The organism is Acidocella sp. (assembly GCF_027352905.1).
In the GTDB taxonomy this organism is placed as follows: Bacteria; Pseudomonadota; Alphaproteobacteria; order Acetobacterales; family Acetobacteraceae; genus Acidocella.
In genome coordinates, this window is record NZ_DAIEIF010000001.1 from 1 (window position 1) to 22,825 (window position 22,825).

At 68.5% G+C, this 22,825-nt stretch carries 28 protein-coding genes, 1 other RNA gene and 1 pseudogene; 13 read left to right on the forward strand and 17 right to left on the reverse strand.

Annotation, left to right across the window (positions count from 1 at the left end):
• Window positions 1-245: pseudogene (locus M7H45_RS00005) on the reverse strand (hypothetical protein); the annotation flags it as partial.
• Between the two features lie 52 nt (window positions 246-297).
• Here M7H45_RS00005 and M7H45_RS00010 point away from each other — a divergent pair.
• From M7H45_RS00010 to M7H45_RS00040, 7 genes are all read left to right on the forward strand, one after another.
• A complete protein-coding gene (locus M7H45_RS00010) occupies window positions 298-519 on the forward strand; it encodes a hypothetical protein (RefSeq protein ID WP_298213425.1) in 222 nt (73 codons plus the stop codon).
• A gap of 8 nt (window positions 520-527) precedes the next feature.
• Window positions 528-848 carry a cell division protein ZapA gene (gene zapA, locus M7H45_RS00015; protein ID WP_298213427.1) on the forward strand — a complete coding sequence of 107 codons (321 nt, stop codon included), beginning with the start codon at window positions 528-530 and terminating at the stop codon, window positions 846-848.
• Between the two features lie 42 nt (window positions 849-890).
• Window positions 891-1,048, forward strand: a non-coding RNA gene (gene ssrS, locus M7H45_RS00020) — 6S RNA.
• 112 nt (window positions 1,049-1,160) lie between these two features.
• Complete coding sequence (locus M7H45_RS00025; protein WP_298213429.1) at window positions 1,161-1,481, forward strand: integration host factor subunit beta; 321 nt, start codon at window positions 1,161-1,163, stop codon at window positions 1,479-1,481.
• A 5-nt stretch (window positions 1,482-1,486) separates the two neighbouring features.
• On the forward strand, window positions 1,487-1,759 hold the full coding sequence (locus M7H45_RS00030; RefSeq protein WP_298213432.1) for a lipopolysaccharide assembly protein LapA domain-containing protein: 273 nt from the start codon (window positions 1,487-1,489) through the stop codon (window positions 1,757-1,759).
• A complete protein-coding gene (gene pyrF / locus M7H45_RS00035; protein ID WP_298213434.1) occupies window positions 1,756-2,448 on the forward strand; it encodes an orotidine-5'-phosphate decarboxylase in 693 nt (230 codons plus the stop codon). Before M7H45_RS00030 ends, pyrF begins: the two co-directional genes overlap by 4 nt.
• Window positions 2,445-3,065 carry a phosphoribosylanthranilate isomerase gene (locus M7H45_RS00040; protein WP_298213436.1) on the forward strand — a complete coding sequence of 207 codons (621 nt, stop codon included), beginning with the start codon at window positions 2,445-2,447 and terminating at the stop codon, window positions 3,063-3,065. The genes pyrF and M7H45_RS00040 overlap by 4 nt, the downstream gene beginning before the upstream one ends.
• Window positions 3,066-3,090: 25 nt before the next feature.
• Here M7H45_RS00040 and M7H45_RS00045 read toward each other — a convergent pair whose 3' ends face one another.
• The 5 genes from M7H45_RS00045 to cysE form a co-directional block, all read right to left on the reverse strand.
• A complete protein-coding gene (locus tag M7H45_RS00045; protein WP_298213438.1) occupies window positions 3,091-4,263 on the reverse strand; it encodes a Hint domain-containing protein in 1,173 nt (390 codons plus the stop codon).
• A 92-nt stretch (window positions 4,264-4,355) separates the two neighbouring features.
• Complete coding sequence (gene mnmA, locus M7H45_RS00050; protein ID WP_298213440.1) at window positions 4,356-5,396, reverse strand: tRNA 2-thiouridine(34) synthase MnmA; 1,041 nt, start codon at window positions 5,394-5,396, stop codon at window positions 4,356-4,358.
• Window positions 5,397-5,726 carry a ferredoxin family 2Fe-2S iron-sulfur cluster binding protein gene (locus M7H45_RS00055; RefSeq protein ID WP_298213442.1) on the reverse strand — a complete coding sequence of 110 codons (330 nt, stop codon included), beginning with the start codon at window positions 5,724-5,726 and terminating at the stop codon, window positions 5,397-5,399. It lies immediately after the preceding gene.
• A gap of 28 nt (window positions 5,727-5,754) precedes the next feature.
• A complete protein-coding gene (locus M7H45_RS00060) occupies window positions 5,755-6,846 on the reverse strand; it encodes a cysteine desulfurase family protein (RefSeq protein WP_298213444.1) in 1,092 nt (363 codons plus the stop codon).
• 19 nt (window positions 6,847-6,865) lie between these two features.
• Window positions 6,866-7,522 (reverse strand): serine O-acetyltransferase, encoded by a 657-nt coding sequence (gene cysE, locus M7H45_RS00065; RefSeq protein WP_298213446.1) that lies wholly within the window; start codon window positions 7,520-7,522, stop codon window positions 6,866-6,868.
• Between the two features lie 236 nt (window positions 7,523-7,758).
• Between cysE and M7H45_RS00070 the strand changes: the two genes are divergently transcribed.
• The gene (locus tag M7H45_RS00070; RefSeq protein ID WP_298213448.1) at window positions 7,759-8,424 is read left to right on the forward strand and encodes an alpha/beta hydrolase; all 666 of its coding nucleotides are present in this window, start codon (window positions 7,759-7,761) and stop codon (window positions 8,422-8,424) included.
• A gap of 54 nt (window positions 8,425-8,478) precedes the next feature.
• Here the strand turns inward: M7H45_RS00070 and M7H45_RS00075 are convergent, their stop codons facing one another.
• Entirely contained in the window at window positions 8,479-8,727 is a 249-nt protein-coding gene (locus M7H45_RS00075) for a CsbD family protein (RefSeq protein WP_298213450.1), read from the reverse strand.
• A 196-nt stretch (window positions 8,728-8,923) separates the two neighbouring features.
• Here M7H45_RS00075 and glgX point away from each other — a divergent pair, with 196 nt between their 5' ends.
• Entirely contained in the window at window positions 8,924-11,056 is a 2,133-nt protein-coding gene (gene glgX / locus M7H45_RS00080) for a glycogen debranching protein GlgX (RefSeq protein ID WP_408832186.1), read from the forward strand.
• A 3-nt stretch (window positions 11,057-11,059) separates the two neighbouring features.
• Here the strand turns inward: glgX and gpt are convergent, their stop codons facing one another.
• The 7 genes from gpt to lepB form a co-directional block, all read right to left on the reverse strand.
• Complete coding sequence (gene gpt, locus M7H45_RS00085; protein WP_298213452.1) at window positions 11,060-11,533, reverse strand: xanthine phosphoribosyltransferase; 474 nt, start codon at window positions 11,531-11,533, stop codon at window positions 11,060-11,062.
• A gap of 32 nt (window positions 11,534-11,565) precedes the next feature.
• Window positions 11,566-12,924: a short-chain fatty acid transporter gene (locus M7H45_RS00090; RefSeq protein ID WP_298213454.1), complete on the reverse strand. Its 1,359-nt coding sequence runs from the start codon at window positions 12,922-12,924 to the stop codon at window positions 11,566-11,568.
• 98 nt (window positions 12,925-13,022) lie between these two features.
• Window positions 13,023-13,781, reverse strand: a complete 759-nt coding sequence (locus M7H45_RS00095) for an NAD kinase (protein WP_298213456.1) — start codon at window positions 13,779-13,781, stop codon at window positions 13,023-13,025.
• A complete protein-coding gene (locus M7H45_RS00100; RefSeq protein WP_298213458.1) occupies window positions 13,778-14,608 on the reverse strand; it encodes a carbon-nitrogen hydrolase family protein in 831 nt (276 codons plus the stop codon). The genes M7H45_RS00095 and M7H45_RS00100 overlap by 4 nt, the downstream gene beginning before the upstream one ends.
• A gap of 57 nt (window positions 14,609-14,665) precedes the next feature.
• On the reverse strand, window positions 14,666-15,559 hold the full coding sequence (gene era / locus M7H45_RS00105) for a GTPase Era (protein ID WP_298213460.1): 894 nt from the start codon (window positions 15,557-15,559) through the stop codon (window positions 14,666-14,668).
• Window positions 15,556-16,263: a ribonuclease III gene (gene rnc, locus M7H45_RS00110; protein WP_408832193.1), complete on the reverse strand. Its 708-nt coding sequence runs from the start codon at window positions 16,261-16,263 to the stop codon at window positions 15,556-15,558. Before rnc ends, era begins: the two co-directional genes overlap by 4 nt.
• Window positions 16,221-16,985 carry a signal peptidase I gene (gene lepB / locus M7H45_RS00115; protein ID WP_298213462.1) on the reverse strand — a complete coding sequence of 255 codons (765 nt, stop codon included), beginning with the start codon at window positions 16,983-16,985 and terminating at the stop codon, window positions 16,221-16,223. Before lepB ends, rnc begins: the two co-directional genes overlap by 43 nt.
• Before the next feature lie 145 nt (window positions 16,986-17,130).
• Here lepB and M7H45_RS00120 point away from each other — a divergent pair, with 145 nt between their 5' ends.
• Genes M7H45_RS00120 through M7H45_RS00135 form a run of 4 tightly spaced genes read left to right on the forward strand, consistent with a single transcriptional unit; the run spans window position 17,131 to window position 19,607 of the window.
• Window positions 17,131-18,372 (forward strand): D-alanyl-D-alanine carboxypeptidase family protein, encoded by a 1,242-nt coding sequence (locus M7H45_RS00120; RefSeq protein ID WP_298213464.1) that lies wholly within the window; start codon window positions 17,131-17,133, stop codon window positions 18,370-18,372.
• Window positions 18,369-18,611 (forward strand): DUF3297 family protein, encoded by a 243-nt coding sequence (locus M7H45_RS00125; protein ID WP_298213466.1) that lies wholly within the window; start codon window positions 18,369-18,371, stop codon window positions 18,609-18,611. The genes M7H45_RS00120 and M7H45_RS00125 overlap by 4 nt, the downstream gene beginning before the upstream one ends.
• A 47-nt stretch (window positions 18,612-18,658) precedes the next feature.
• Window positions 18,659-19,030 (forward strand): hypothetical protein, encoded by a 372-nt coding sequence (locus M7H45_RS11355; RefSeq protein ID WP_408832189.1) that lies wholly within the window; start codon window positions 18,659-18,661, stop codon window positions 19,028-19,030.
• A gap of 13 nt (window positions 19,031-19,043) precedes the next feature.
• The gene (locus M7H45_RS00135) at window positions 19,044-19,607 is read left to right on the forward strand and encodes a cytochrome b (RefSeq protein WP_298213468.1); all 564 of its coding nucleotides are present in this window, start codon (window positions 19,044-19,046) and stop codon (window positions 19,605-19,607) included.
• A 7-nt stretch (window positions 19,608-19,614) separates the two neighbouring features.
• Here M7H45_RS00135 and M7H45_RS00140 read toward each other — a convergent pair whose 3' ends face one another.
• The 3 genes from M7H45_RS00140 to metG are packed head-to-tail and all read right to left on the reverse strand — an operon-like array spanning window position 19,615 to window position 22,714.
• Window positions 19,615-20,403, reverse strand: coding sequence for an MBL fold metallo-hydrolase (locus M7H45_RS00140; RefSeq protein WP_298213470.1), 789 nt, complete (start codon window positions 20,401-20,403; stop codon window positions 19,615-19,617).
• The gene (locus M7H45_RS00145; RefSeq protein WP_298213472.1) at window positions 20,400-21,179 is read right to left on the reverse strand and encodes a TatD family hydrolase; all 780 of its coding nucleotides are present in this window, start codon (window positions 21,177-21,179) and stop codon (window positions 20,400-20,402) included. The genes M7H45_RS00140 and M7H45_RS00145 overlap by 4 nt, the downstream gene beginning before the upstream one ends.
• A complete protein-coding gene (metG, locus tag M7H45_RS00150) occupies window positions 21,179-22,714 on the reverse strand; it encodes a methionine--tRNA ligase (RefSeq protein ID WP_298213473.1) in 1,536 nt (511 codons plus the stop codon). The genes M7H45_RS00145 and metG overlap by 1 nt, the downstream gene beginning before the upstream one ends.
• Window positions 22,715-22,825: the final 111 nt, after the last annotated feature.

Here is a 22,825-nt window from a genome sequence, read left to right on the forward strand (position 1 = left end):
GCCAGCACGACGCCGCCCAGCCCGAGGGCCAGCGCCTCCGCCGCGCGGCCGGGGGCGGCGGCGCAATCCAGCAGGGCGGGGCCGGCATGGCCGGATTGGCGCAGAACCTCCCGCCACCACAGGCAGCCCCAGGCCAGGGCCGCGCCGGGGGCGGAGAGCAGCGTAACCGCCCGGCCGGGGGCGAGGGCGCGGCGGGCCTGGGGAAGGCCGTGGATGATAACGGCGGGCGGCAGCGGGGCGGGCATGGCGCGGCTTCTTTCTTGACCTCGCGGGGCAGGCTCGGGTTGAATAGCGCCCATGTCCGAGTCGGAATCCGAAGACGAAATCCTCGACCGCATCGAGGCGGCGCTGCGCCGGATCGCCAGCGCGGCGGAAGCGGGCAAAACCGCGCCGCCCGCGGGCGAGGCCCTCGACCCCGAGGCGCTCGACCGCGCGGACCGCGCGGCGCTGGCCGACGCGCTGGATGGGATCATCCAGCGGCTGCGCGCGGGGCTGAGCCCGCCGGAAGGGACGGAGTAACCCACATCATGGCCCAGGTCACCATCCGCATCAATGGCTATGCCTACACCGTCGGCTGCGAGGACGGGCAGGAGGGCCATCTCTCCCGCATGGCGGCGGAGATCGAGCAGCGGATCGACAGTATCAAGAAAATCGGCGGCCAATCCGGCGAGGCGCGGCTGCTGATGCTGGCGGCGCTGCTGCTGGCCGACGAGCTGCACGATTTACGCCAGGGCAAGGCGGCCCCGCCCGCCGCCGCCGAGGCCAAGGCGGAGGGCGAGCGGCGGGCGCGGCTGCGCCGCGTCGCCGCGCGGGCGGAGGAGATCGCCTCCGACCTGCTGGATATCTGAAACCGCGCATTGCGGGCGGCAGGGTTCCCGCCTACATTGGCCTTGGAGCTGCCCGGCGCGTCAGGCAAGACATCCCCTGGGCCGTTAAGCACTTCCCTCGGGAGCTGGCACTGTCCGGGCCGTGGTCCGGATATCTGGCGCCCACCTGCATGAGCAGGCCTTGGGAGGATGCAAACGCCAACGGCCAGGGCGGCTCCGCTCCCTCCGCCCCGGCGAAAATCATTGGAAACTCTGGTTTTTCGCCGCATGGTGCCACGTCTTTTTATTGACCGGGGCGGCGCATCCTGGCATGGTCCCGCCTTGGGGGGCCGTATGACACGCTCTGAACTCATCGCCGGCATTGCCGAGGATAACCCGCATCTGACGGTGGCGGATGTGGAGAAGATCATCGCCACCATCTTCGACGAGATGACCGCCGCGCTGGCGCGCGGGGAGCGGGTGGAGCTGCGCGGCTTCGGCGCGTTCACCGTGAAGCAGCGCCAGGCCCGCGCCGGGCGCAACCCCCGCACCGGCGAGACGGTGGAGGTCTCCCAGAAATCCGTGCCCTTTTTCAAGGCGGGCAAGGAATTGCGGGAACGGATCAACAAGCCCGCGCCGGCCGCGGTGAAAAAGACCGCCGGAGCAAAACACTGAGATTATTGAAATTCGCCGCCGGGCTCATCGTTCTCCTGGCGCTGGTGATTTTTCTGCTTTCCAACCGGGTGCCGGTGACAATCGGCTTCTGGCCCCTCGGCACGGCCCAGGCCTGGCTGGGGCCGGTGGTGGAGGGGGCGCTGGCTTTGGGCTTCTTCCTCGGCCTGCTCGCCGGTCTGCCCGGCCAGTTCTACTGGCGCCGCCGCGCCCGCGCCGCCGAGAAACGCCTCGCCGCCCCGCCGCCCGAGCGGCCGCCGCCCCTCTCCATCCCGCAATGACGCGGCGGCTGATCGTCGCGGTGGACACGCCGGAGCTGGACCGCGCCGGGGCGCTGCTGCGCGCTGTCGCCCCGCATTGCGGGCTGGTGAAGCTGGGGCTGGAATTCTTTCTGCGCCACGGGCCGGAGGGATACCGCGCCATGGCGGCGGCGGGGGCCGATATCTTTCTCGACCTCAAGCTCCACGACATTCCCAACACCGTGGCGGGGGGCGTGCGCTCGCTCCTGCCGCTCGGGCCGCGGCTGCTGACCATCCATGCCGGGGGCGGGGCGGCGATGGTGGCGGCGGCGGTGGCGGCGGCGGCGCAAGCCGGGGCAAGCCGGCCCAAGATTCTCGCGGTGACGGTGCTCACCAGCCTGGATGCGGCGGCTCTCTCCGCCACTGGGGTGGTGGATGGGCCCGCCCGGCAGGCGCTGCGGCTGGCGCGGCTGGCCCTGGCCGAGGGGGCGGACGGGCTGGTCTGCTCCCCGCATGAGATCGCGCCGCTGCGCGACGCCTTTGGGTCCGGGCCGTTGCTGGTGGTGCCCGGCATCCGCCCGGCGGGCGCGGCGCCGGGGGACCAGGCCCGGGTGATGACGCCGGAGCAGGCCGTGGAGGCCGGGGCGGATTACATCGTCGTCGGCCGGCCGGTGACCGCGGCGGCGGAGCCCGGCGCGGCGGCGGCGGCCATCGCGAGGGCCATCGCATGAAACGGGTGAAGATTTGCGGCGTCAACAGCGCCGAGGCCTATGACGCGGCGGCGGCGGCGGGGGCGGATTATGTCGGCTTCGTGTTTTTCCCCGCTTCGCCCCGCTATGTCACCAATATCGAGGCCAAATTGCTGGCCGCGCGCGGCGGCGGGCCGCAAACCGTCGGGCTGTTCGTGGCGCCCAGCCTGGAGGAGGTGGATGACGTTCTTCAGGACGTCTCGCTCGACATTCTCCAGGTGCATGGCGCGCCGGAGCTGGTGGCGGCGCTGCGCGACCGGTTTGGCCGCCCGGTCTGGCGGGCCCTGGGCGTGGCCGCGGCGGCGGATTTCCCAAGCCCGGCGGAGGTGGCAGACGGTTTCGTCATCGAGGCCAAGCCCCCGCCCGGGGCGACGCGCCCCGGCGGCAATGCGGTGCGGGCGGATTGGGATTTGCTGGCGGGCTTCCAGCCGCCCAAGCCCTGGCTGCTGGCGGGCGGGCTCGATGCGGACAACGTGGCCGGGGCGCTGCGGCGCACCGGGGCCGCTGGGGCGGATGTCTCCTCCGGGGTCGAGCGCGCGCCGGGGGTGAAGGACGCGGAGATGATCCGCCGTTTCGTCGCGGCGGTGAGGGCGCTTTAACCGGGCGGGCGGAAAAACCGCCCCCTCAGAGCGGCGGGGCGGCGAGGCGCACCCCGCTTTGGCGGGCGGCGAGGCGCTGGCGCAGCGCCTCCACCTCCTTGCCCTCGGTGCGGAGCGGCGCGAAACTCTCAGCCTCGCGCCGGGCCTGCATCGCCGCCGGCAGGGCGATGACCGCCTCCGCGGCATTGTCGAAAATGCCGCGATGGCCGGTATCGAGGAAGGATTCCACCGCCGCCGCCTCGGCGAAGAGGGCGCCGTGGCGGGGCAGCTCGATATGGTAATAGGTGACGCGGGCGGCGGCGTGATCCTGGCGGATGCTGTTCCAGTTGATCAGCGCCTTGGCCGGGACGAGAATGCCATCCAAATAGAGGGCATGGTCCGGCGACAGGCGCAGGGGCCGGGCGGGCACGCCATCGGCCAGGGCGTCCGGCTCGATGATGACGGGGCGCACCGCCTCAGGCCGCAGGGCGGCGGCGAGATCGACCTCCCGCCGGCCGATCCAGATGATCTCCTCCTCTCCGCCGGAAGGGGTGACGAGCCTGTCCCCCGCCGCGAGGTTTTCCACCGGCACCTCGCCACGCGTGGTGAGGATGAGCGTGCCCGCCGCGAAACAGGGGTTGATGGGCGTATCCGCCACCACCACCGCGTCGATGAAGGGGTGGTTGCTGTTGGGGTTGGTGCGCTGGGCGAAGGATATGTCCAGCGTGCCGTGATTGGCGGCGGTGCCGAACAGGCCGAGCATCATCTCATCGACGATGGTCTGCTCGTTGGGGTTGAGGGTGAAGGGCGTGCCGGCGCTCATCTGCGCCTTGCCGTCGATGACGAGGATGTGGTTGCCGCTCTCCGCCGCGAAGGTGACGTGGCCGCCGAAATCGGCGTTATCCGCCGCGGCGGTGGCGGCGGTGTCAAGCGCGTTGAACAGGGTCTCGACCGATTGGATGACGACCTGATCGCCCAATATGCCCGGATAGGCGCCCGGCAGCATGTTCTCGATGATGCCGCCGCCGAAATTGGCGACCGGGGTGAGCGTGCCGTCGAGGGTGGCGGTGCCGGCGGTGATGCCGGTGCGGGAGAAGACGATGACCCCGCTCGCCGTGCCGTTATTCTCGAATTCGAGATTGGTGGCGACGGAATAGGGGGCCGTGACCGTCAGCGTGCCGCCGGTGACGACCAGTGAAGTTTCGCTCGAACCCGACATGATGACCTTTCGCCCGCGCGTGAGGGCCGGCGCGCCCGGCCCGTGATGCGTTACCTTAGATTGCGGCGAGGCAGGTTAACAAGGCTATAATATTACAGGATGAAGCCGCCGCCCAGGATGCGCGAGCCCTCATAGAACACCGCCGCCTGGCCCGGCGCCGCCAAAGCGGGCTCGTCCAGCTCCACCACCGCCCCCTGCCCTTCCGGGCGGATGCGCGCCGGGCGCAGCCCGTCCCGCGCCCGCAGCCGCACCCCCGCCCGCCGCTCGCCGGGGGCGGCGAGCCAGTTGACGTCGCGCAGCCGCACGAGGCGGGACTGGGCCTGGCGCGGGCCGACGATGATGCGGCGCGCGCCGGGCTCGATCGCCTTGACCACCAGGCGCGCGGCGCGGTCCGGCAGGCGCCGGGCCTGGCCCACCGTGTAGCGGGCGATGCCCTGATGCGTGCCCAGCACCTCCCCCGCCTCGCTCACCACCTCGCCGGGGGCGAGCGCGTCCGGGCGGAATTTTTCCACCACCCGGTCATAGCCGCCGGAGGGGACGAAGCAGATATCCTGGCTGTCCGGCTTTTCGGCCACCGGCAGGCCCATCTCCGCCGCCAGCGCCCGCACCTCCGCCTTGGAGGCGAGGCCGCCCAGGGGAAAGCGGCAGAATTCGAGCTGGGCGCGGGTGGTGGCGAAGAGAAACCAGCTTTGATCGCGGCTTTCATCGGCGGCGCGGTGCAGCTCGGCCCCCTCCGCGCCCTCCACCCGGCGGACATAATGGCCGGTGGCCAGCGCCTGCGCGCCGAGATCGCGCGCCATCTCCAGCAGATCGCCGAATTTGAGATGCTGGTTGCAGGCGATGCAGGGCACCGGGGTCTGCCCGGCGGCGTAGGCGTCGGAGAAGGCGGAGATGACGCTGCCCCGGAACCGGGCCTCGCTATCCACCACGTAATGGGCGATGCCGAGCCGGTCCGCGACGCGCCGGGCGTCGTGAATGTCCTGGCCGGCGCAGCAGGCGCCCTTGCGCGCCAGCGCCGCGCCATGGTCGTAAAGCTGGAGGGTGACGCCGATCACCTCATGGCCGGCGCGCGCCATCAGCCCGGCCACCACCGAGCTGTCCACCCCGCCGGACATCGCCACTACCACCCGCATCTACTGACTCGCGTTGCGCGCCGCGGCGGGCAGCTTGACCACCAGCCCGTCCAGCGCCTCGGTGATGACGATCTGGCAGCCGAGGCGCGAGGTCTTCTCCAGCCCGAAGGCGAGGTCGAGCATGTCCTCCTCGTCCTCGGATGGCTCGTCCAGCTGGCCGAACCATTCCGGGGCGATGATGACATGGCAGGTGGAGCAGGCGAGCGAGCCCTCGCACGCGCCCTCGATATCGATGCCATGCTTATGGGCAACCTCGAGCACGGAAAGCCCCAGCGGGGCCTCCACCTCGCGGCGGGTGCCATCGCGTTCGATGAAAGTCATTTTCGGCATGGTCAGCGTCCTGGAATCCGTGCCCTCGTTAAGCCGATTGGCGGGCGGGGCGCAAGGCGCGGCGGGCCAGGGCGGCGTAAGCCTCCTTGAAGGCGGCGAGCATTTCGGGCCGGGCATTCCAGGGCAGGGAGACGCGGATGGCCTCGCCCGCCATCCCGCCCAGCCCCATGGCCAGCAGCACCGGGCTGGCGGCGACCTTGCCGGAGGAGCAGGCCGAGCCGGCGGAGACGCAGATCCCCGCCATATCGAGGGCGATGAGCTGGGTCTCCGCCCGCATGCCGGGCAGGACGAGGCAGAGCGTGTTGGGCAGGCGCGGCGCGCCCGCCCCGGCGGCGATGGCGCCCAGCCCGGCGCAGAACGCCTCCGCCTCATCCCGCCAGGCCGCGAGCCGGGCGGCGGGATAAGGGGCTCCGAGCGCCGCCGCCAGCCCGGCGATGGCGGGCAGGGCCGGCGTGCCGCCGCGCCGCCCCATCTCCTGCCCGCCGCCCTTGATGAGGGGGCGGATCTCCAGCCCCGGCCGGGTCACCAGCGCCCCCGCGCCGGGCGGCGCGCCGAGTTTATGGCCGGAAAGGGCGAGGCTGGCGGCGCCCAGGCCCAGCCAATCCGCCTCGACCCGGCCGATGGCCTGGGCCGCGTCCACATGCAGGAGCGCCCCGGCCCCGGCGCAGAGCCGCGCCGCGCCGGCGATGTCGTGCAGCACCCCGGTCTCGTTATTCGCCGCCATCAGGCAGACCAGCGCGCCGGGATGCGCCGCCAGCAGCGCCGCCAGCGCCGCCAGCTTCACCCGGCCATCCGCCCCGACGGGGATGGCGATGGCCTCCGGCGCGGCGGCGCGGATGGACTCGTGCTCGGTGGCGCCGATGAGCACCGGCCGCCCGGCGCCCAGCGCGTGCAGGGCGAGGGCGTTGGCCTCGGTCGCCCCGGCGCAGAAGATCACATTCGCCGGGCGGGCGCGGCAATGGGCCGCCACCTGCTCGCGCGCGGCCTCCAGCAGCTGGCGCGCGGCGCGCCCGGCCCGATGCACCGAGGAGGGGTTGCCGCCCTGGTCCATGGCGGCAAGGGCGGCGGCCCGCGCCTCCGGGCGCAGGGGCTCGCTGGCATTGGCGTCGAGATAAATCATCGGCCGGGCGGGAACGGGTTCACGGCTCCGCGTCGCCGCGGACGCGCAGGCGCGATTCCAGCGCCGTCACCTCGCCGCGCAACAGCTCGATCTCATGGAAGAGCGGGTCGAGGCAGGGATCGCAAGGCGTGCCGTAGGGAGCGAAACGGGGCTTGCGGTTCTCGCGCTCGACCGGCCGGGCGGGAATGCCGACCACGGTGGTGCCGGGCGGCACCTCCGCCACCACCACCGCGTTGGCGCCGATGCGGGCATTCTCGCCGATGCGGATGGCCCCCAGCACCTTCGCCCCGGCGCCGATGATGACGTTATCGCCCACCGTGGGGTGACGCTTGCCGGTTTCCGTGCTGGTGCCGCCGAGGGTAACCTGATGATAAATATAGACATCATCGCCAATCTCGGCGGTCTCGCCGATCACCACCCCCATGCCGTGATCGATGACCAGCCGGCGGCCGAGCCGGGCGCCGGGGTGGATCTCGATGCCGGTGAGAAACCGGCCCATATGGGAGATGAACCGCCCGAGCGTGACGAACCCCGCCCGCCAGGCCGCCCGCGCCAAGCGGTGAATGAGGACGGCGTGCAACCCTGGATAGCAGAGCAACACCTCGAGATTCGAGCGGGCCGCCGGGTCGCGCTCCCTGTAGGCTTGCACCGTCTCGCGTAAAAACATGAAAGGCATGCGAATTTCCGTGGATAAACCGGCCCGAAGCAGGCTATATTCAAAGACCTGAGCCAACACTCAGCCGGTTAAGAGTCCAGAAATGCCAGCCACGGTCTTGAGGAAAGCATTTAAGTATCCGGACCATCGCGGTCAACTTTAGGGACGAAGCCGGCCAGAGTGTCAAAAATGTATCCGTAAGCGAGGATGGCGCGCCGCCCGGCGAGGCCCTCCCTAGTATGAAAGATGAGTTGAGTATGCCTGAAGTGATGTTCGCCGGCCCGGAGGGCCGTCTTGAGGGCCGCTATCACCACGCCAAGGAGCGCGGCGCCCCGCTGGCCCTGGTGCTCCACCCCCATCCGCTCCATGGCGGCACCATGAACAACCGCATCACCTACACCATGTACCAGGTGTTCCAGCGCCTGGGCTTCTCCGTCATGCGCTTCAATTTCCGCGGCGTGGGCCGCAGCCAGAGCAAGTTCGACGGCGGCATGGGCGAGATCAACGATGCCGCGGCGGCGCTGGACTGGATGCAGGCGCTCAACCCCGGCCATGGCGGGCTGTGGATCGCGGGGTATTCCTTTGGCGCCTTCGTCGGCATGCAGCTGCTGATGCGCCGGCCGGAGGTCTCCGGCTGGGTCTCGGTCGCCCTGCCCGCCGCCGGATATGATTTCGGTTTCCTCGCCCCCTGCCCCACGGGCGGGCTGATCATCCATGGCGAGGCGGATGAGCTGGTGCCGGAAAACACCGTGCGCAAACTGGTGGACAAGCTCAACCAGCAGAAAGGCGTGGCCATCGACTACCGGGTGTTCGCGGGGGCCGACCATGTCTTCGCCAACCACGCCGAAATGATCTCCGACGCGGTGGAGGGGTATGTGAGCCAGGCCCTGGCCCGCAAGCAGATGGCGCTGGCCGCCGACTGAGCCGCCGCCGGGACGCGCCCAGAAAAAAGGCGGCTCGAAGCCGCCTTTTTTCGTTTACCGCCGCATGAGGAAGCCGAGCAGGAAGGACACGCCCGCCACCAGGGCGAGGGCCGTCAGGGGTCTCTCACCGACAGTCTCGCGCAGCTCCTCAGCCGCGGCGCCCATGGTGCGCTGGGCGCTGCCGGCGGCCTGGTTCCATTTGCCCTCCGCCTGGGTCTTGGCGTCGCCGGCGAGGCCGCCCACCGCGTCCTGCACCCTTCCGCCGAATTCCCGCGCCGCGCCCTCGAATTCATTCTCGTTCATGACTCGCTGCTCCTCACTCATCCGAGGTGATTGAGGTGGGGATGCGGGCGCGCCCAATCCAGGCCCGGAGGGGGCCGGCCCGGCATAAGATTTTTATGAAAAAGCGGTGAGCGGCGGGGCGTCGCGCTGGGCCGCCCTTATGTAAGCGGGGACTTCGGCACGGAGCCGAACTTGGACAGGCAGGAGAATAGAGAACGTGGCAAAGATCCCCGGTTTGCGTCTTCGTGAAGGATTACCCTACCCGCACGGTGCCAGCTGGGATGGCGAGGGCGTCAATTTCGCCATCTTCTCCGCCAACGCCACCAAGGTGGAGATCTGCCTGTTCGACGAGAGCGGCAAGACCGAGCTGGAGCGGATCGAATTGCCGGAATACACCGACCAGATCTTTCACGGCTGGATCGGCGGGATCGGCCCCGGCCAGGTTTATGGCTACCGCGTGCACGGACCCTACGCCCCGGATGAGGGCCACCGCTTCAACCCCAACAAGCTGCTGCTCGACCCTTATGCCCGCGCCCATACCGGCGAGCTGGTCTGGGACCCGGCGGTGTTCGGCTACCAGATGGAAAGCGGCGACGACACGACCTTCGATGAGCGGGACAGCGCCCCCTTCGTGCCGAAATGCGTGGTGGTGGACCCGAATTTCGACTGGCGAGGCGAGCCCAACCGCCACCCGGTGGCCTGGGACCATACCATCGTCTACGAGACCCATGTGCGCGGCTACACCAAGCTGCACCCGGACGTGCCGGAGGAATTGCGCGGCACCTATGCCGGGCTCGGCCACAAGGCGGTGACGGGCTACATCAAGAGCCTCGGCGTCACCTCTGTCGAATTGCTGCCCGTGCACAGCTTCATCAACGACAATCATCTGCTGGAGAAGAAGCTCACCAATTACTGGGGCTATAACACGATCGGCTTCTTCGCTCCCGATCCCCGCTACGCCTCCCGCCGCGAGCAGAGCCTGCGCGAGTTCAAGGAGATGGTGGCGAGCCTGCACGATGCCGGGCTGGAGGTGATTCTCGACGTGGTGTACAACCACACCGCCGAGGGCAACGAGCTGGGGCCGACCCTGTCCTTCAAGGGCATCGACAACGCCAATTATTACCGGCTGCTGCCCGACAATAAGCGCTATTACATCAACGACACCGGCACCGGAAACACGTTCAATCTCAGTCATCCCCGGGTCATCCAGCTGGTCATGGACAGCCTGCGCTACTGGGTGAGCGAGACGCATGTGGACGGATTCCGTTTTGACCTCGGCACGATTCTCGCGCGCGAGCCGCATGGTTTCGACGAGCAATCCGGCTTTCTCAAGGCTTGCGGGCAAGACCCGCTCCTGCTCACCGTCAAGCTGATCGCCGAGCCCTGGGATTGCGGGCCGGGCGGCTACCAGGTGGGCGGGTTTCCGCCGGGCTGGGCCGAGTGGAACGACAAGTTCCGCGATACCACGCGGGATTTCTGGCGCGGCGCGGCCGCCGCCTCGGCGCTGGCGCCGCGGCTTTGCGCCTCGCCGGACGAGTTCAACCGCGACGGGCGCAAGCCCTTCGCCTCGGTTAATTTCATCACCGCCCATGACGGCTTCACGCTCAACGATCTCGTGACCTATAACGAGAAGCATAACGAGGCGAATGGCGAGGACAACCAGGACGGCAGCAGCGACAACCGCTCCTGGAATTGCGGGGTGGAGGGACCGACGGATGACGAGGCGGTCAACACGCTGCGCGCCCGGCAGCTGCGCAACATGCTGGCGACGCTGATCCTCTCCCAGGGCACGCCGATGCTGCTGGCGGGCGACGAATTCGCCCGCACCCAGCAGGGCAACAACAACGCCTATTGCCAGGATAACGAGATCAGCTGGGTGGATTGGCGGCTGCGGGAGACGAACGCCGCGCTGGTCGATTTCGTCCGCCAGGCCACGGCGCTGCGGCATGATTTCGCGATCCTGCGGCGCAACCGTTTTCTCACCGGGGTGTATAACGAGGAGCTGGGCATCAAGGATGTCACCTGGATCAACGCCTCCGGCGTGGAGATGGAGCAGGAACATTGGCTGGACCCGAACACGCGCTGCTTCGGCATGCTCATAGACGGGCGCGCCCAGCCCACCGGGATTAGAAAGCGCGGCGGCGATGCGACCATCCTCATCATCTTTAACGCCGCCGAGGACGGGGTGAATTTCACCCTGCCGGATTGCGCCGGGGGCGAGCGGTGGAAGCTGTTGATCAATACCGATGGCGCCGAGGCGCCGGACGGCGATTTCTCGACCGGCGATGTTTACACGGTCACCGGACGCTCGATGCTGGTGCTCCAGCACCCCAATCCGGGCGCGCCGTGAGGCTCACACCGGCTGGCGGGCCAGCGGCGCGATGAATTGCGGCTCCGTGTCCCAGGGGAACAGAATCCAGGTGTCCTGGCTCACCTCGGTGATGAAGGTATCCACCACCGGCTTGCCCTGCTCCTTGGCGTAGACTGTGGCGAAATGCGCCTTGGGCAAGAGGGCGCGCACCTGCCGGGCGGTGGTGCCGGAATCGACGAGATCATCGATGATCAGCCAGCCCTCGCCCGCGCCGGAGGCGGCGGCGGGCTTGATGATCCGCGGCTCGCCGCGCGTCTCCTCGTCATAGGTGACGACGCAGATCGTTTCGATGAGCCGGCATTCCAGCTCCCGCGCGACGATGGCCGCCGGGATGAGCCCGCCCCGGGTGATGGCGACGATTCCCTGCCAGGGACCGAGCGAGTTGAGGCGCCAGGCCAGGGCCTTGGCGTCGCGGTGAAGCTGGTCCCAGGTGACCGTGAAATAGCGCTGTGCCATGCCGGGGCTTTAATGAAGCTTCGGCCCGGCGTCTACACCAGGAAGAGCAGGGCGGCGCCGAACACCACGAAGGAGACGAGGAAGCTGATGACGGTGAAGCCCATCACCCGCCGCATGCCGATGCCGGCGATGGCTAGCAGGGGCAGCGCCCAGAAGGGCTGGATCATGTTGGCCACCGCCTCGCCATAACCCACGCCCTGGGCCGCCGCCGCCATGTTGACGTGCAGGGCCTGCGCGGCGGGAACGATGAACGGCCCCTGCACCGCCCAATGGCCGCCGCCGCTCGGCACGAACAGGCTGATGATGATCGAGGAGATATAGCCCCAGAACGGCAGCGTCCGGGTGGTGGAGAAGGCGATGAACCATTGGGCGATGACCCCGGCCAGGCCCGTCGCCGTCATCATGCCCATGATGCCGCCATAGACCGGGTATTGCAGCAGCAGCGAGCCGGTGACGCGCGCGGCGGAGTTCATGGCCTCGACATAGGCCACGGGAGTCCAGTGCAGCAGCAGCCCCGCCGCGAGGAAGATGAGGATGAGGGAATTGATGTCGAGATGGAAGGTGCCCGCCGCCATCCGCATGCCGAGATAGCCGAAGGCGGCGGCGACGAAGACGAGGTTGAGGATCCAGGCGCGGTCCAGCCGCCCGGCGATCCCCGCCGCGCGGGAATGGATGACGAGCTGATCCTCCTCCGCCAGCTTGGCCTGGTCGGCGGGCTGGGTCTCCTCCGGCGGCGGCTCCATGCGCGAGAACAGCCAGGGCAGGACGATGAACAGCACGATGACCGGCACGTAGTTGAAGGGGGAGAGCAGCGACTGGCTGAGCGGCACGACCTGGCCGGTGAGCTTCTGCACGATGTTGAGGGGGGAGCCGGGTGTGGCCTGGGCCAGGGCGATGGAGCTGGAAAGCCCGGGCGGAAACATGAGGAAGCCGGTATAGGCGGCGGCGAGCAGCCAGGCGAAATCCAGCCGGTGGCGCTTGGCGATCTCGCGCGAGAACACCGCCGAGGCCACGAGCCCAAACCCCCAATTCAGCCCGACCATGATCATCGAGAGCGCCAGGGTGAGGGCGACGGCGGCGCGCGGGGTTTTGGGCACGCCGGCCAGCCAGCGCAGAAAGGCCGAGACCGGGGCGGAGCTGGTGAGGGCGTAGCCGGTGACGAGGATGAGCACCATCTGGAAGGCGAAGGGGAAGATGGTGAAGATGCCCTGATACCAGCCGCCCAGCACCACCGGCAGGCTGTGATGAGGGGCGAAGATGAAGGCGAGCACCGCCGTCAGCACACTGAGCAGCAGGGCGAAGACGAACGGCTCGGGCAGCAGCCGCTCAAACAGGTGGACGAACACGCCGCTCACGCGCGCGAGCGGCGAAACCCTGGTGGTGGCGGACATGAGCGCTCCTTATTCTCTTACGCGGGCGGAAAATAACGGTCCCGTTCCCGGTTTCGCAAGCAAGAAAGTCCGCGCTGTTTTGGCCTTGGCCTTGAAAGTCAGACCGTGAATTGCTCGGAGATGATGCGCTCGGAGAGGGCCCGGTCCGGGTCGAACAGAACGGTGGCGCCGAGGCTGCGATCCTCGCTGACCGCGACGGAGACGACCTCGCGCACCTCGGTGAAATCCGCCACCGCCGCCACGGGCCGCTTGTCCGGCTCCAGCACCTCGAACAGCACGTCCACCGTGGAGGGCAGCAGCGCGCCGCGCCAGCGCCGCGGCCGGAAGGCGGAGATGGGGGTGAGCGGCAGCAGATTGGCGGAAAGCGGCACGATCGGCCCATGGGCGGAGAGATTATAGGCGGTGGAGCCGGCAGGGGTGGAGATAAGCACCCCGTCGCAGATCAGCTCGCTGAGCCGCTCGCGATGGTCGATGGAGATGCGGATCTTGGCCGCCTGCCGCCCCTCGCGCAGCAGCGAGACCTCGTTGAGCGCCATCGCCTCCTCCACCACCCCGGCGGCCGTCACCGCGTGCATGCGCAACGGGTGGAGACGCGAGGGCTGGGCCCGGTCAACCCGTTCCAACAGGTCGCTCTCGTTATACTCGTTCATCAGAAAGCCGACCGAGCCGCAATTCATGCCATAGACCGGCATGGACGTGCCGAGAACCTGGTGCAGGCATTCGAGCATCAGCCCATCCCCGCCGAGGGCGACGATGACCGTGGCCTCCTTGACCGGATGGTCGCCATAGCGCGCCGCCAGACGCTGCCGGGCGGAGAGCGCATTTTGCGTCCGCGCGGCAAGGAAGGCGAATTTCATATCAGCCTGCGATGCTCCAGCACCGGCATGTCGGCGCGCACCTTGAGGGTGACCCGCCTGTCGATGAAGGCGCTGGCCCAGCCAATGCCATCCGAGGCCTTGGCCACCACATGCCCCCAGGGGTCGATGATGAGGGAATGGCCGTAAGTGTAGCGGGGCTCGCCGCCGCCATCCCGGTGCGCGCCGGTGGTGGCGGCGGCGGCGATCCAGCATTGGGTCTCGATGGCGCGGGCGCGCAGCAGAACCTCCCAATGATCCTTGCCGGTCTGCAAAGTGAAGGCGGCGGGCAGCAGGATCAGCTCCGCCCCCTTGCGGCGCAATTGCAGGAACAACTCGGGAAAGCGCAGATCATAGCAGATGGCGAGGCCGGCCTTGATGCCGAGGATGTCGACGGTGACCACCTCCTCCCCCGCGCCGAACACCGCGCTCTCCCGGTAGCCCTGGCCGTCCGGGGTGACGATGTCGAACAGATGGATCTTGCGGTAGCGGGCCAGCTCCCGCCCCTCCGGGGAAAAGACGAGGGTGGTGTTGAAAATCTTGTCTCCCTGGCGCTCGCCGATCGAGCCGCCATGGAGATGGATCTTATTGGCGACCGCCATGCCGCGCAGGAATTCATAAGCCTCGCCGCCCTGGCCGCCCGGCGCGGGCAAGGGCTCGGCGGCGGCGAATTTATCCGCCCGCGTGCCGCCCAGGCAGGTCCACATTTCCGGCAGCACGGCGAGATCCAGCGCCTCGCGCGCGGTGGCGGCCTCGATCAGCGCCCGCGCCTCGGCGATGTTTTTCTGCTTGTCGGCCCCAGGCGACATCTGAATGACGGCGACGCGCATGTTCAACCCTCCTTACCCGCAACCCGGTTACCATGGCCGCCCCGCCCGCTCAAAGCCTCAGCGGGGCGGCGGCTCCAGCCCGGCGGCGCGCAGCCGGGCCGCCTCCTCGTCCCAGCCGGGGCGCTCGGCCACCCGCAGGAACAGATCCACCTTGGTTTCCAGCAGCCGCTCCAGCTCCCGGCGCGCCCGGCTGCCGATCTCCTTGATCCGCGCCCCCCGCGCGCCGATCAGGATCGCCTTCTGCCCCTCGCGCGCCACGTAGATGACGGCCTCGATGCGCACGCGGCCATCCGGCTGCTCCTTGTAACTCTCCGTCTCCACCGTCGCGCCATAGGGCACCTCGTCCCGGGTTTGCAGGAATATCTGCTCCCGGACGATCTCGGCGGCGAGCTGGCGGTCGGGCAGGTCCGTCATCTCGTCCTCGGGGTAGAGGAACGGCCCCTCGGGCAGGCGGGCGGCGCAATAATTCAACAGCGCCTCGACGCCGTCCCCCGTCTGGGCGGAGAGCATGAACACCTCGTCGAACGGGGCGAGGCGGGCCGCCTCTTCCGCCAGCGGCAACAGGTTACGCCGCTCGACCAGATCGATTTTATTGAGCGCCAGCGCCAGCCTCCCGCCCGTGGCGGCGAGCCGCCCGGCGATCTCGCGCACCGCCGGGGTGAGGCCCTGGCGCGCATCCACCAGCAGCAGGCGCAGATCCGCCTCGCCCGCCCCGTTCCAGGCGGCCTCGACCATCGCCCTGTCCAGCCGCCGCCGGGGGGGGAAGATGCCGGGCGTGTCCACGAAGATCATCTGCGCCCCGCCCCGGACGAGAATGCCGAGCACGCGGGCGCGGGTGGTCTGTGCCTTGGGGGTGACGATGGAGATCTTCGCCCCGGTGAGGCGGTTGAGCAGGGTGGATTTGCCCGCATTGGGCGCGCCGATGAGGGCGATGAAGCCGCATCTGGTCATGGCGGCAGCCTCTCCAGCAGGGTTTGCGCCGCCTGCTGCTCCGCCGCGCGCTTCGCCCCCGCCATGGCCGTGGCGCTGGCCTCGCCCACGCGCACCGAGACGACGAAACGCGGCGCGTGGGAGGGGCCGGATTGTTCCAGCAATTCATAGCGCGGCAGGGGCAGCGCCCGTTTGAGCGCCCATTCCTGCAAGGCGGTCTTGGGGTCCTTGGGCGGGGCGGCCTGGGCCTCCACCGCCCCGGCCAATACGCGGCGGATGAAGGCGCGGGCGGGGGCGAGCCCGGCATCGAGATAGAGGGCGCCGATCATCGCCTCCACCGCGTCCGCCAGCACGTTGGGCTGGAGGCGCACGCCCCGCCGCGCCTCCCCCGCCGCGACGGTGAGCAGGTCTCCCACGCCATGCGTCTCGGCGATGGCGGCCAAGGCGGGCTTGGAGACCAGCGCCGCCAGCCGGGGGCCGAGCTTTCCCTCCTGCTCCGCGGGGAAGCGCTCGATCAGCCACTCCGCGACCACGAGGCCCAGCACCCGGTCGCCGATGAATTCCAGCCGCTCATTGGAGCCATGGCCCTTGGCCCCCGCCGCCGAGCGATGGGTGAGCGCCTCCGTCAGCAGGGCCGGGCGGCGGAATTTATGCCCGAGCAGCGTCTCCGCCGCCGCGGACGTCACCGGATCGTGTGGAACATCCGCCCCCAGCGGATCTCGAATGGCCACTGCCAAATCTCCCAAAACGGATGCCGCATGTCGATTGAAAAGAAAATCAGCACGGCGGGACCGATGACGTTTTCCACCGGCACATAGCCGACCGGCCCATTGAGAAAGCGCGAATCCTCGGAATTATCGCGGTTATCGCCCATCATGAAGAGATCGCCGGGCGGAACGGTGTAAAGCGGGGTGTTGTTGGGGTCGATCCCGCCCGCGTTTTCCGGCCCGTCGGTGATTTTGAGGATGGCATGGGCGACGCCGCCGGGCAGGGTCTCGGTATAATCCCGCGCCGCCACCGGCGCCCCGGAACTCGTATCGAGATAGGTGCCGGCATCCACGCGCGGCACCAGCTGCCCGTTGATGTAGAGCTGGCCTCCCGTGACCTGCACCGTGTCGCCGGGCAGGCCGATCACCCGTTTGATGTAATCCTCGCCAGGGTCGCCCGGCGGGCGGAAGACGACGACGGCGCCGCGTTTGGGCATGCCGCCGAAGACGCGGCCGGAGAACCAGTCCGGCGCGAAGGGCAGCGAGAAATGCGAATAGCCGTAGGCGAATTTATTGACGACGAGATAATCGCCGACCAGCAGGGTCGGCACCATCGAGCCGGAGGGGATGTAGAACGGCTCGAAGAGGAAGGTGTGAATCCCGACGGCGATGAGCCCGGCATAGATGATGGTCTTGACGAATTCGCCGATCCCATCCTGTTTATGATCACGCCGCGCCATTCAACCCCGCCTTCCCAAGATGGCGCATGAAACCCGCGCCGGGCGAGAAGTCAAGAAAGCGCGCGGCGGCGGCGCGGCTTGCGGCTTGCCGCCTTTCGGGTGCAGAGAGGCCAGGCTTGAGTTCAGCCCGGAGTCCGATTCGCCCATGTTGAAACCACCTGGCCTGCCCTTCGTTCTCGCCGCCGCCCTAGCGCTCGCCCCGCCCGCCCTGGCCGGGCAGACCAAGAGCGCCGGCGGCGCCGATGTCACCGGCAAGATCGGGGCGACGCCCGCCCCCACCGGGCCGGCGCCCGTGCCGGACAGCCCTATCGCCAGCAAATCCACCCCCGCCCCGCCCACCTTGCCGAGCGTGACCTCCTACGTGCTGATGGACGCGAAAACCGGCGCCATCCTCGCCGAGGCGGCGCCGCATTTGCAGGTGCCCCCGGCCAGCCTCACCAAGCTGATGACCGCGCATCTCGTCTACCAGGCCATTCATCACGGCAGTTTGAAGCTCGACCAGACCGTGCCGGTCTCGACCGAGGCCTGGCACCAGCAGGGCTCGACCATGTTCATCGACCCCAACTCGGTGGTGACGGTGGACCAGCTTCTGCACGGGCTCATCGTCGATTCCGGCAATGACGCCGCCGTGGCCCTGGCCGAGGCGGTGGCGGGCTCCACCGACGCCTTCGTGCAGATGATGAACGACACCGCCGCCAAGCTCGGCCTCACCGACACGCATTACACCAACGTGACCGGCCTGCCGGACCCCGCGCTGCACACCTCCGCCATGGATGTCGCCCTGCTGTCGCGCGCCATTCTCGATGATGAGCCGGAGATCCTCGAAATCTCCAAGCTGCCCAGCTATACCTATGCCAACATCACCCAGCAGAGCTGGAACCCGGTGCTCGCCAAGGACTCGACCGTGGATGGCCTGAAAACCGGGCTGACCCGCGAGAGCGGCCATTGCATCGACGCCACGGCCCAGCGCGGCAATATGCGGCTCATCGCCGTGGTCACCGGCGGGCCGACCTGGGCGGCGAGCACGGCGGCGGTCGAATCCCTGCTCTCCTACGGCCAGCGTTTCTTCACCGATGTGGAGGTGGCGAAGGCGGGCCAGCAGATCGACACGCTGAAGAGCGGGGATCTGGAAAGCGGGCAGGTGCCGGTGGGGGCGGCGCGGGACATCACCCTGACCCTGCCCACCGATGAGGTGAAATCCATCAACCCCAGCTTCACCTATACCGCCGACCTCACCAGGGGCGTGACCAAGGGGGAGGTTCTGGGAAGCGTGACCTATAGCGCCGGCGGCAAGCCGGTGGCGAGCGCGCCGGTGGTGGCGCTGGCGGAGTCGCCGCGCGCCGGCTTTCTCACCCGCCTGGGCAACAAGCTGAGGAAAATACTGTGAGCGAGACGCCTCCCGACCGGCTTTCCACCGACCCGGATAGCCGCTTTCACGACGCGGCGCTGCTGGAGCGCGGCATTGGCATCCGCTTCAACGGCGTGGAGAAAACCAATGTCGAGGAATACTGCCTTTCCGAGGGCTGGATCCGCGTCGCCGCCGGCAAGGCGATGGACCGCAAGGGCAAGCCGCTCACCGTGAAGCTGAAGGGCCGGGTGGAGGCGTATTTCCGCGACGGGGCGTAACGCCACGCCTTATCCTGCTGGAATGCTGGTCTGGAGGGGTGAAGATCATGACATGGGCGCATCCCGAAACGCATCTGATGGAGCGGACGGGCTGGCTGCGGGTGGCGGTGCTGGGGGCCAATGACGGCATCATATCCACCTCCAGCCTGATCCTGGGCGTGATCTCCGCCGGCGGGCTTCCCCGGGCGGTCTGCGTGGTGGCGGATGGCAAAGCGGGCGACACCATGACCCTGACGGCGGGCGCCCAGGGCATCGCGCAGTCCCCCTTCATGCTGAAAAACGATACGACCAGCAAATTCACGATCACGTTCAACATCTCGCCGGACAAGCTCACCTTCCGGGAAGAGGAAAACTTGCATGTGTACGGCAAACCGTTCACGCATATGGATTCCGATAGCTTGAGCAAGACCGGAAACTGAACGGACCCCAGCCATGAGCGAACTTGCGATCTCCGCCGCGCCCGCCAACCGGTACGACCCGGTATCGATCCTGTTGCATTGGCTGGTGGCGCTGCTGGTGGTCGTGCAATTCGCCCTGGGCGAGTTGTGGGATTTTTTTCCGCGCCCCGTTCATCACCTGATGGTGGTGACGCATATGTCTTTCGGCGTCATATTGACCGCCGTGCTGTTGTGCCGCCTGGTCTGGCGGTTCGTGCTGGGACACGAGGTCGAGGATTTCACCAGCGGCCTCATAAGAGTCGCGTCGCGGTCGATGCATTATCTGCTCTACGCGCTGCTCATCATTCAGGCCGTGCTCGGCTTCCTCTGGCCCTGGACCGAAAGCCATGCCCTTAATTTCTTCGGCCTCGCCATCCCCTCTCCCTTTGGCGCCTTTTCCAAGGCCACCAACGACACTGTCAGCGAATTGCACGACATCAACGCCTGGGTGATCATCGTGCTGGCGGGGGGCCATGCCGCCGCGGCCCTCGCGCATCATTTCATCCTGCGCGACCGGATCCTCTCCCTGATGCTGCCGGCCCGCTGGGACAGAGGCTGAACCGCATTCAAAATTCGATCGTCAGCCCGTCATATCCCGGCTCGACGCCCGCGGGCAGGCCGCGCCGCAGCGTGGCGTAATCCATTTGCGGCCCCATATGGGTGAGAATCGTCCGGCCGGGGCGCAGCCGCTCGACCCAGCCCAGCACCGTCGGCAGCCCCGCATGGGTGGGATGATCCGCCGCCGGGGTGAAGCAATCCACCACCCAGACCTCCACGCCGCGCAGCGCCGCGAAGGCGTCCGCGTCGAACCGCACGACATCCGTGCAATAGGCGAGTGCGCCGAGACGCAGGCCGAGCGAGCGGCTGAAGCCGTGATCCTGGCCGATGGGCAGGATCTCCGCCCCGCAGGCGCTGAAGGGCGCGCCCGGGGCGATCTCGCGCGGCTCCAGCACCGGCCGGCCGAAAAACCCGCCCTGCCAGGGGCCGAAGGCATAGGCGAAGCGGGCGCGCAACTCCTCCCAGACCTCGGCGGTGGCGAAGGCGGGCATGGGCGCGCCAAGGATGCGGTTGAGGATGCGCACCTCGTCCAGCCCGGCGACATGGTCGGCATGGGCGTGGGTGAAGATCACCGCGTCGATGCGCCCGATGCCGCGGCCGATGAGCTGGGCGCGCAGATCCGGCCCGGTATCGATGAGGATGTTGCGCCCCTCCCGCGTGTGGATGACGGCGCTGGCGCGGCTGCGGCGGTTGCGCGGCTCCGCCGGGTCCGCCTGCCCCCAATCGCCATGCCCGTCCGCCCCGCCGATTTGCGGCAGCCCGGCGGAGCCGCCCACCCCCAGCAAGGTGAGCCTCACCGCGCCGCTTTCTTGAACAGGCGGCGGAAATTGGCGGTGGTGAGCGCGGCGAGATCCTCCGGCGCGAGGCCGCGCAGCGCGGCCAGCCGGGCGGCGGTGAGGGCGGTATAGGCGGGCTCGTTGCGTTTGCCCCGGTGGGGAACGGGGGCGAGATAGGGGCTGTCCGTCTCCACCAGGATCCGCCCGGCGGAGGCCATGGCGGCCACCTCCCGCACCGCCTCGCCCTTGGGGAAGGTGAGGATGCCGGAGAAGGAGATATAGCCGCCCATGGCGAGCGCCTCCTCCGCCAGCGCGCGCGAGGAGGAAAAGCAATGCAGGAGAAAGTCGAAATGCCCCTCCGCCCGCTCCTCGCGCAGGATGCGGGCGATATCCTCATCCGCGTCCCGCGCGTGGATGCACAGAGGCAGCCCCGCCAGCCGCGCGGCGCGGATATTGGCGCGGAAATTCTCCTGCTGAATCTCGCGGGGCGCCTTGGCGTAGAAATAATCCAAGCCGGATTCGCCGATGCCGATGACCTTGGGATGCGCGGCCAGCGCCGCCAGGGTTGCCGGCGCCACCACCGGCAGCTCATCGGCGGCGTGGTTGGGATGAACGCCGATACAGGCCCAGACCGGCGCGAAACGCTCGGCTATGGCGATGGCCTCGCGGCTCTGGCGCAGCGTCACGCCGATGGTCACCATCTCCTCCACCCCGGCGGCGCGGGCGCGGGCGATCACCTCCTCCTGCTCGCCGGGCTGGGTGAAATAATCGAGATGGCAATGGGAATCGATCAGCATCACGCCGTCCCGGTCACCCGCGGGAACAGCCCGGCGGGCGCGGGCAGGGCCACGCCCTCCGGCAGGGGCGCGGCCAGGGCGGCGAGGGAGCGGTCCTCGCCGAGGGCGAGATAGTCGAGCAGCCGCGCCATGCTCCCCGGCATGAAGGGTTGCAGCGTTACCCCCAGCGCGCGCAGCGCCACGCAAAGGGTGTGGAGCACGGTGAGCATCCGCGCCGGGTCGGTCTTGCGCAGCGCCCAGGGGGCCTCGGCGTCGATATAGGCGTCGGCGGCGCGGATCAGCCGCCAGGCCTCCTCCAGCGCCTCATGGAAGGCGAGACGCTCCATCGCCGCGCGCATCCGCCCCGGCAGGGCGGCGGCCTCGGCGGCCAGCGCCTCGTCCCGGGGCTGGGCCGCGCCCAAAGGCGGGATGACCCCGCCGGCATTGCGGTTGATGAAGGAGAGGGTGCGCTGGGCGAGATTGCCGAGCCCATTGGCGAGATCGGCATTGACGCGGGTGATGAGCGAGCGGCGGGAGAAATCGCCATCATTGCCGAAGGGCACCTCGCGGAGCAGGAAATAGCGGATCTGGTCCAGGCCGAATTCATCGACCAGCGGGCGGATATCGATGAAATTGCCGAGGGATTTGGACATTTTTTCGCCCTCCACCGTCCACCAGCCATGCGAGAACACCCGGCGCGGCGGCTCGATGCCCGCGCCCATGAGGAAAGCCGGCCAGTAAACGGCGTGGAAACGGATGATCTCCTTGCCGACGAGATGCAGATCCGCCGGCCAGTAGCGCCAGCGCGGCGCGGCCTCGTCCGGGTAGCCGGCTGCGGTGATGTAATTCACCAGCGCGTCCAGCCAGACATACATCACGTGCCGCTCATCGCCCGGCACGGGTATCCCCCAGGAGAAGCTCGTGCGGGAGATGGAAAGATCGTTCAGCCCGGAGCGGACGAAGGAAAGCACCTCGTTGCGCTTGGCCGCCGGGGCGATGAAGCCGGGATTGGCCTCGTAATAGGCGAGCAGCTTCTCCTGGAAACCGCTGAGGCGGAAGAAATAGCTGGGCTCGACCACCCATTCCACGGCGGCGCCGGTGGCGAGGGCGTAGCGGACGCCATCGGGGCGGAGCGCCGTCTCCGCCTCGTCGTAGAACGCCTCGTCGCGCACCGCGTACCAGCCCTCATAGGCGCCGAGATAGATATGGCCATTCTCCTCCAGCCGCCGCCAGATCGCCTGGCAGGACCGCTTGTGGCGCGGCTCGGTGGTGCGGATGAAATCGTCATGGGAGATGTTCATCACCCGCGCCATATCGGCGAAATCCGCCGCGACGCGGTCGGCGAATTCCTGCGGCGCGATGCCCGCGGCGCGGGCGGCGGCCTCGACCTTTTGGCCATGCTCATCCGTGCCGGTGAGGAAGAACACGTCCTCCCCCTCCAGCCGGTGCCAGCGGGCCAGCGCGTCGGCGGCGGTGGAGGTGTAGGCATGGCCGAGATGCGGCGCGCCGTTCACGTAATAGATCGGCGTGGTGACGTAGAATTTGGCTTGAGTCATGGCCCGTGCAGTTGTTCCAGCGCCACGAGGATGGCGGCGCGCTTGTCCAGGTTCAGTCCTAACACCTCGCGCTCCAGTTTTCCAAAATCCTGCCAGAGCGTGACGTTATGG

What these genes read in the sequence shown, in the direction of transcription:
- era (WP_298213460.1), bottom strand. Translation starts at nt 15,559, where the DNA reads ATGACCAGATGCGGCTTCATCGCCCTCATCGGCGCGCCCAATGCGGGC.
- zapA (WP_298213427.1), top strand. Translation starts at nt 528, where the DNA reads ATGGCCCAGGTCACCATCCGCATCAATGGCTATGCCTACACCGTCGGC.
- gpt (WP_298213452.1), bottom strand. Translation starts at nt 11,533, where the DNA reads ATGGCACAGCGCTATTTCACGGTCACCTGGGACCAGCTTCACCGCGAC.
- M7H45_RS00070 (WP_298213448.1), top strand. Translation starts at nt 7,759, where the DNA reads ATGCCTGAAGTGATGTTCGCCGGCCCGGAGGGCCGTCTTGAGGGCCGC.
- M7H45_RS11355 (WP_408832189.1), top strand. Translation starts at nt 18,659, where the DNA reads ATGACATGGGCGCATCCCGAAACGCATCTGATGGAGCGGACGGGCTGG.
- M7H45_RS00075 (WP_298213450.1), bottom strand. Translation starts at nt 8,727, where the DNA reads ATGAACGAGAATGAATTCGAGGGCGCGGCGCGGGAATTCGGCGGAAGG.
- M7H45_RS00095 (WP_298213456.1), bottom strand. Translation starts at nt 13,781, where the DNA reads ATGAAATTCGCCTTCCTTGCCGCGCGGACGCAAAATGCGCTCTCCGCC.
- M7H45_RS00040 (WP_298213436.1), top strand. Translation starts at nt 2,445, where the DNA reads ATGAAACGGGTGAAGATTTGCGGCGTCAACAGCGCCGAGGCCTATGAC.
- lepB (WP_298213462.1), bottom strand. Translation starts at nt 16,985, where the DNA reads ATGGCGCGGCGTGATCATAAACAGGATGGGATCGGCGAATTCGTCAAG.
- M7H45_RS00045 (WP_298213438.1), bottom strand. Translation starts at nt 4,263, where the DNA reads ATGTCGGGTTCGAGCGAAACTTCACTGGTCGTCACCGGCGGCACGCTG.
- M7H45_RS00060 (WP_298213444.1), bottom strand. Translation starts at nt 6,846, where the DNA reads ATGATTTATCTCGACGCCAATGCCAGCGAGCCCCTGCGCCCGGAGGCG.
- M7H45_RS00135 (WP_298213468.1), top strand. Translation starts at nt 19,044, where the DNA reads ATGAGCGAACTTGCGATCTCCGCCGCGCCCGCCAACCGGTACGACCCG.
- M7H45_RS00025 (WP_298213429.1), top strand. Translation starts at nt 1,161, where the DNA reads ATGACACGCTCTGAACTCATCGCCGGCATTGCCGAGGATAACCCGCAT.
- M7H45_RS00090 (WP_298213454.1), bottom strand. Translation starts at nt 12,924, where the DNA reads ATGTCCGCCACCACCAGGGTTTCGCCGCTCGCGCGCGTGAGCGGCGTG.
- metG (WP_298213473.1), bottom strand. Translation starts at nt 22,714, where the DNA reads ATGACTCAAGCCAAATTCTACGTCACCACGCCGATCTATTACGTGAAC.
- cysE (WP_298213446.1), bottom strand. Translation starts at nt 7,522, where the DNA reads ATGCCTTTCATGTTTTTACGCGAGACGGTGCAAGCCTACAGGGAGCGC.
- M7H45_RS00145 (WP_298213472.1), bottom strand. Translation starts at nt 21,179, where the DNA reads ATGCTGATCGATTCCCATTGCCATCTCGATTATTTCACCCAGCCCGGC.
- M7H45_RS00055 (WP_298213442.1), bottom strand. Translation starts at nt 5,726, where the DNA reads ATGCCGAAAATGACTTTCATCGAACGCGATGGCACCCGCCGCGAGGTG.
- mnmA (WP_298213440.1), bottom strand. Translation starts at nt 5,396, where the DNA reads ATGCGGGTGGTAGTGGCGATGTCCGGCGGGGTGGACAGCTCGGTGGTG.
- M7H45_RS00010 (WP_298213425.1), top strand. Translation starts at nt 298, where the DNA reads ATGTCCGAGTCGGAATCCGAAGACGAAATCCTCGACCGCATCGAGGCG.
- pyrF (WP_298213434.1), top strand. Translation starts at nt 1,756, where the DNA reads ATGACGCGGCGGCTGATCGTCGCGGTGGACACGCCGGAGCTGGACCGC.
- M7H45_RS00120 (WP_298213464.1), top strand. Translation starts at nt 17,131, where the DNA reads ATGTTGAAACCACCTGGCCTGCCCTTCGTTCTCGCCGCCGCCCTAGCG.
- M7H45_RS00100 (WP_298213458.1), bottom strand. Translation starts at nt 14,608, where the DNA reads ATGCGCGTCGCCGTCATTCAGATGTCGCCTGGGGCCGACAAGCAGAAA.